General features: G+C 40.9%; 8 protein-coding genes and 1 pseudogene. 3 read left to right on the top strand and 6 right to left on the bottom strand.

The genetic code is table 11. The annotated features are described in order from the left end of the window. The 3 genes from ACFIK8_RS08655 to ACFIK8_RS08645 all read right to left on the bottom strand — a co-directional run. Nucleotides 1–1,334 (bottom strand): portal protein (locus ACFIK8_RS08655; RefSeq protein WP_375669198.1); only part of this gene is annotated, 1,334 nt, incomplete at its 3' end. Further along, nucleotides 1,319–2,647, bottom strand: coding sequence for a PBSX family phage terminase large subunit (locus tag ACFIK8_RS08650; RefSeq protein ID WP_375636698.1), 1,329 nt, complete (start codon nucleotides 2,645–2,647; stop codon nucleotides 1,319–1,321). The genes ACFIK8_RS08650 and ACFIK8_RS08655, both read right to left, overlap by 16 nt. Next, nucleotides 2,628–2,942, bottom strand: a complete 315-nt coding sequence (locus tag ACFIK8_RS08645) for a hypothetical protein (RefSeq protein ID WP_375636699.1) — start codon at nucleotides 2,940–2,942, stop codon at nucleotides 2,628–2,630. Before ACFIK8_RS08645 ends, ACFIK8_RS08650 begins: the two co-directional genes overlap by 20 nt. A 280-nt stretch (nucleotides 2,943–3,222) precedes the next feature. Between ACFIK8_RS08645 and ACFIK8_RS08640 the strand changes: the two genes are divergently transcribed. Together ACFIK8_RS08640 and ACFIK8_RS08635 are read left to right on the top strand one after the other, a co-directional pair. Continuing rightward, nucleotides 3,223–3,861 carry a hypothetical protein gene (locus ACFIK8_RS08640; RefSeq protein ID WP_375636700.1) on the top strand — a complete coding sequence of 213 codons (639 nt, stop codon included), beginning with the start codon at nucleotides 3,223–3,225 and terminating at the stop codon, nucleotides 3,859–3,861. Between the two features lie 32 nt (nucleotides 3,862–3,893). Further along, nucleotides 3,894–4,190 carry a hypothetical protein gene (locus ACFIK8_RS08635; RefSeq protein ID WP_375636702.1) on the top strand — a complete coding sequence of 99 codons (297 nt, stop codon included), beginning with the start codon at nucleotides 3,894–3,896 and terminating at the stop codon, nucleotides 4,188–4,190. Nucleotides 4,191–4,382: 192 nt separating this feature from the next. Here ACFIK8_RS08635 and ACFIK8_RS08630 read toward each other — a convergent pair whose 3' ends face one another. The 3 genes from ACFIK8_RS08630 to ACFIK8_RS08620 all read right to left on the bottom strand — a co-directional run bounded on the left by ACFIK8_RS08630 (nucleotide 4,383) and on the right by ACFIK8_RS08620 (nucleotide 5,563). Next, nucleotides 4,383–4,715 (bottom strand): type II toxin-antitoxin system PemK/MazF family toxin, encoded by a 333-nt coding sequence (locus tag ACFIK8_RS08630; protein WP_375636703.1) that lies wholly within the window; start codon nucleotides 4,713–4,715, stop codon nucleotides 4,383–4,385. Beyond that, the gene (locus ACFIK8_RS08625) at nucleotides 4,715–4,972 is read right to left on the bottom strand and encodes an AbrB/MazE/SpoVT family DNA-binding domain-containing protein (protein ID WP_375624257.1); all 258 of its coding nucleotides are present in this window, start codon (nucleotides 4,970–4,972) and stop codon (nucleotides 4,715–4,717) included. Before ACFIK8_RS08625 ends, ACFIK8_RS08630 begins: the two co-directional genes overlap by 1 nt. 96 nt (nucleotides 4,973–5,068) lie before the next feature. Next, on the bottom strand, nucleotides 5,069–5,563 hold the full coding sequence (locus ACFIK8_RS08620; RefSeq protein WP_375661624.1) for a hypothetical protein: 495 nt from the start codon (nucleotides 5,561–5,563) through the stop codon (nucleotides 5,069–5,071). A gap of 5 nt (nucleotides 5,564–5,568) precedes the next feature. On the opposite strand from ACFIK8_RS08620, the pseudogene ACFIK8_RS08615 reads away from it, so the two are divergent. Continuing rightward, nucleotides 5,569–5,741: pseudogene (locus tag ACFIK8_RS08615) on the top strand (YqaJ viral recombinase family protein); the annotation flags it as partial.

Genomic DNA, 5,741 nt, shown 5'->3' with positions numbered 1-5,741 from the left:
CTTGTGCCAATGAATTCGGGGGATAAACCAGTCACCTGATTAATTGCTTCCTTAGCTTCATTAAACAGCTGGAAAAACCCCGTTGGAAATTCTGCTACGGGTTTGGGTTGGATCTTTCCTTGTGCAAGGGCGCCATCTTCAGCAACTAGCAACGCATCAGACCGCGCCCAATCTTGCATAGCCTGCCTGATGTCCTTAAACGCCCCTTCCTCGACAATAAGCCCCCCTTTGGATTGGCTATTAAGGATATACATCACTTGACTGAAATATTTATTCGCCCACCGTTGCGGGTCTTTCGTCGGACGTACAACACCGTAAAACTGACGTTCTATCTTGTCAAAATATCCCGTTATACACTCCCAACCCAATTGACCAGCTGGAACCAATGGTTGATCTGGGGATTCAAGCAATTTCCTCCCTAAAAAAGCACGTCTTACAACCTTTTTATTGAAAGCCGCCCCTTGAATATTAGGCATCATGCATTGGAGCTGCTTAAATTCCTCTTCGCTATAGTCACGAAGTTCACCCGTTTCTAAATCAGCTGCCTTGTAATACCTCTCGCTTTCAAACCAACGGCATTCAACAAGCGTGACCATCCGACGACCGTTTTCAACATCAATGCTCCCTTCATCACTGTAATAATCAAGATCATTATGGTGAACACCTTCATGAGAGCTCCCATCCCTTGCCCAATCTGCACTCAACTCTGTCCAATGAGATTTGGGAAACATCTGCTTGGCTACTTCCAAAGGCTTGCGGTCCACATACCACAAACGTTGCGCATCGGTTAAATTCGGTTGCACTGCCGCACTATCCCAGACCACTTTCAGTGGGTCTAAACGCGTAATTACCGGTTCACCATCGAGGCTGTTCTCATAATCAAGCCGTGTATCAGTCCACCCCATGCCGCAGATAACCGCATCTTGGAAAGCGTCACTATCAGCGTATTCTGCATGCGCCATGTCCCGAAACCATTCTGCCGCACCGGTAAGCAATTCACTTGGCAATGCCTTGCCTATTTGACGGGGGATGAATTGCACTTCTCGCTTATTATTTCTCTCTGAACCTACAACAGCATTGACCAATGGGGCAATACGATTAAAGGTCATAACGGGGCGGCGTTGCTTTTTTAACGCCGATAAATCTTCTTCATTCCATTGATCACCATTGTAAAAACCAAAATCCTCCCGTGCATGTTCACGCCATTTATTCACATGCTCCACATCTTCTTTGTACCAGCTCACAAGCTTACGAAACAAACCTTCTTGAGAGAGATCAGATACGTTGCTGTCTTTCTCTAAATGTTCATCATCATGCATCATTCTGCCATCCATGAGGTACTATCATATTCCGTTCTGCCGCTATAAGCTGGTCGCTTTTGTATTTCTTTTGGTGGTTTGTATGAAATGCACATCAGTCCAAAGGCATCTGCCCCATGACTGGACCAATCATGCTCTGCTCCCAAGCCAATATTACGCTTCTCATCCCATTTCTCGTGATACCAGTTCAGTGCCTTGCGTCCTGCTACCGTCGTCTTCTCATTAAACCAAACAGAAGGCAAAACACGGCGGACTGTTTCTATACGTATTTTAACAGCCCCTGCTCCCTGATTAGGGATAACTTTTGTTTGAAAGCCTGCCTGTTTAAGAGCGCTCTCAAAACTCACATTGTGCACACGATCTCTCGTCGCACCGTCATGGGGAAGAACCATCAATGCCTTCTCATAGCCATTTTGACGCAACCAGCCTATATGCTCTGATAACGGTTGTCCCTGTGCTTCGTAATAATTAAGCACTCTAATCTCTCTACCAACAAATTGTGCTATCCATATCGCTGTGGCATCTGCCTTAGCACCCGTGCCCCCAATATCCCAAAAGGCGCGTATCTGCATTAAAGGATCACGAGCAACACGCCCTATCCGCCCCTCCTGCTCGGCTGCCAACATTTCCTTTTGATAATAAGCGCCTTGAACCGCTTTCAGATAATCCCCTTCCCAGATATGCTTATAGGTCTCTGGACGGTTTCTCAGATCATCCAATCGCGCTTCATTCAAGATCTTCGGAAACTTCGGATTGTCTGACCAGTTGATCTCCACACGCTTGATTGCCTCATTGTCTGAAAAGCGAAACCGCTTCTCAACGGGGGCATTCTCTCGCAATGGATTCCATGTCACCCATAACTCTGCGCGCCATCCCTCTCCTTCTTCTCGCAAAGTCGGTATAAGCGTTTGCCAAGCCGTCTCTGTCACCGGCTCCGCCTCATCAACCCAACAAAGCAAAATACGCCCCATAGATTTGATACTTGCAATATTGCGGTCAAGACCAGAAAACTGAAAGGCTATACGACCATCTATCGACTTAATCGACGACTCCCCAACCTTGTAATAGTCCTTTAAAAAGTCATGCGCTTCAATGGCACGTTTAATCTCCTCCAAAGAACTCTCTGCAAGCGAATTTTGAAACTGCCGTGCACAAAGGATAGTGCCTGATATCCCTTCCCTACCAAATTGATAGCCTTTTAAAGCAGCCATCAAGGCAAATGATCTTGTCTTTCCAGACCCTCTCCCTCCCCAAGCCGCACGCACCAAAGCCGTACCTGTAAAAATCGGTATAAGCTTTGGTACAATATTAATCTGTCGTGTCGTCATTGACCAAAGGCGCGATTTCTACACGCGTTATCACCTTAATGGCTCCCCCATCTTCACCTGTTACCTGTAAAGGCAACACCTTACCAAGCAACGCTAAATAAGCCGCTGGACATTCTATAGCCTGCTTTTCCAAATAAGAAATCAAACCATCATCACCATATTTCTTACCAGCGCGCTCTGCTGCCTTTAGCACTGCTTCTTTCAAAATACGTGTCGTTTTATTTGGCACGCCTTTTACCCGCCCTTGACCTGCCTTTGGGGGCGTTCTTTTTGCAAGTTTTTCAGTGGTTTTCATGTGTGTTTCTTTTTGTAAACAAGACAATAAAAAAACCCCGCAAAAGCAGGGCTCTGAACAATCATATAAACTTATAAGAAAGGTTATACCTTTACCGTAATTCTAGACGCAATTCGACTAGTACAGCAATGTCATAAAACACTATTTTTCATATCCTGTCAACAAAAAAATCACTATATTGTGTATTTTTTATTTTTTCACCTAAATCTAGTGTCTTTAACAACCAACCACTCACAATTGTATCATCTCAACGAATCAATTATATGGAAGCACTAAATTATTGACTAGCAAAAAGTGGGGGAAATTAATGTTATTTTTCAAAAAAGCAGATTTATGCAGAATTAAAAAGACATTTACAAAAATATTTGTATTCAAAAAGAACATATTAACGATTGCGTTTTTTATGGCATATCTTTTGCTAACGGCACATGGTTATGCCAGTATAAATGAATTATTTTGTTCTAAAATAATTGAAAAACTGAACCTAGAAAAAGATGCAAAAGAAAATGCGGAAAGGGGATGGAATGACACACAGAAGTTTCTAGAAATTACCCTCAATGAGTGGAAAACAATAGCTCAAGAACAGGATGCCCTGACTATAAAACTACTCAATATGAGTCCAAGACAGGATCAACAAAAGAATTATGGATTGTACACTATAATTCATACACGAAATAAAGCAATCAAAGCAAGACATGAGACAATACAATCCATTTTTAGCCTTGTTCAAAAGCGGCACATAGTGCTTCAAGCCATGGCAAAAGCATCTAAGTCTAAGCACACATCTGATGTGTTGAATTATGAGGCACAATTTTTTGAACTTCATCAGAATATTGAAAAAGTAAATAACATGATTGATGCACTAAGCAATGAAATTGATAAGATGGATCACCTTATTAAGAAAACTCTTAATCTTTAATATATACTTAAACTCCAGCCATAAAAGAAATAATGAATTATTTATCAGCAAAAAAAATAAGTTACTTATTAATCATAGTAATCAGTGTGCTTTTTCTTACCAACTGCGGACAAAAATCAGATGCAGATGAGAACCGCATTCCAAATAACCTAGCTGATGCAGTTGATATGTTTGATGTTGGTCCTCGAAATTTATATGATCTTCCAAACGAAGTGCTCGAAAAATTTGATATTAATCGATACAATCTATGTAAAATGTTAAAACAGCAACATAAAGATTACTATGGTTATGATAAATTTCAAGATGTTGATTGTAATAGCTATAAGTGAAGAATAAAAATACTAAAAATCATAAAACAAAACAGATACTTCATATCTTTCTTATTTTTAGAAACAAAAAGAGGCACTTCTGCGTACAATAGAATGAATTATTTTCCTTAGTCTTTTACAAGGCGTTATACAGAGAAACGTTTCACGTCACATTGCTTACTTTAGCATCGTTCTTAAAGATGCATAAAAAAACTATGTTAGAAATGTTGATAGCTTGGCAAGCACTTCATTCATAATCATGGGGGGAACTGTTTCCATTTTCCTTCCCTGACGCGCTGCTATATCGAGAGCTCGTGGTTGATCACAACGTATCACACCTGTGGTATGTAATCCTGTTCCTGCTAATGAAACAGCAAACCCTGCGGTTCTCGCAAAATTTCCTCCACTTGTAATAGGTAAGACAATTGGTGTTTTTGTGACACGATTAAACGCCTCCGGTGACACAACCAGTACAGGACGCGTTCCTTTTTGCTCATAACCAGAAGTTGGGTCAAGCGATACAAACCAAATTTCGCCCCGCTTCATTACAAGAGCTCTCTGCCAACAGGTTTGGCATCAAACCACTCCATATCACCATCCGCAAAATCATCTGAAGGATTACATTGCGCTAACAATTCTTCAAGAGTATAGCTAGGGAATGCCTGTGGTTTTACAACCAATTGTCCATTGTCAATAGCCAAACCCACTTGCGTGTTTTCAGAAAGATGAAGAACATCAAGCAATGCGGGCGGTATAGAGAGCATAACAGACCCTCCAACTTTACGTAATTTTGTTGTGTGCATAAAACACTCCCTTTAATATTATATAAAAATATAACATTCTAATGCATATTCTTCAAGAGCTTTTCATGCTTTTATGGAAAAAGAACAATAAAACATTTACCATTTAGTTTTTCTGTCAAAATATTTATGAAGCGCGTTAAGAGCGACCCGCAATGAATTCACAAGATGTGGTAATGTTTGGTCTTCGATAACAATATATTGTATTGCTGCATAAAGATTATACTGTCTATAGAGATGTTGTGTTTCTTTTATCGCCTCTTGCATATTAGAAAACTGTCCTGTTGCAAATTCGACCCATTTTTCTCTTGCTTTGTCATCAGAAGATGATGGTATTTCATCATAAACAGCGCTTGGTAAACCTTTTGCACACAAATAGTCATTTTTCACTTCAAGATATTTTTGCGCAGCATCATATTGGTCTTGATTGATTTCGCCTTGCAAACACAGCCGCCCAACATAAGTACCAGCAAGCGGATTTTTAGCCTCTTCAATCGTCAAACCAAAGCGTTTAGCACGCATTTCAATTACCAATTGATTAACAGGATCTTGACGTACTTTCACTTGTGAAATGTAAGCATCTTTCTTGTTCATACATCCCCTATTATGAAACTGAAGATATGCGTTGGGGTATCGAACATGAAGATGATGCCTTGAGAGAATATGGCTTCATTTATGATGCCGATATAACAAAATGCGGCTTTATCCAACACCCCACAATAGAAATGGCGGGGGCTAGCCCCGATGGTCTCATTGGAGAAGACGGTTTAAT

The sequence above is a fragment of the Bartonella sp. MR168JLCBS genome (assembly GCF_042194175.1).
Note: the sequence above shows the minus strand (reverse complement) of the source record. Positions and strands in the feature narration are given on the sequence as shown.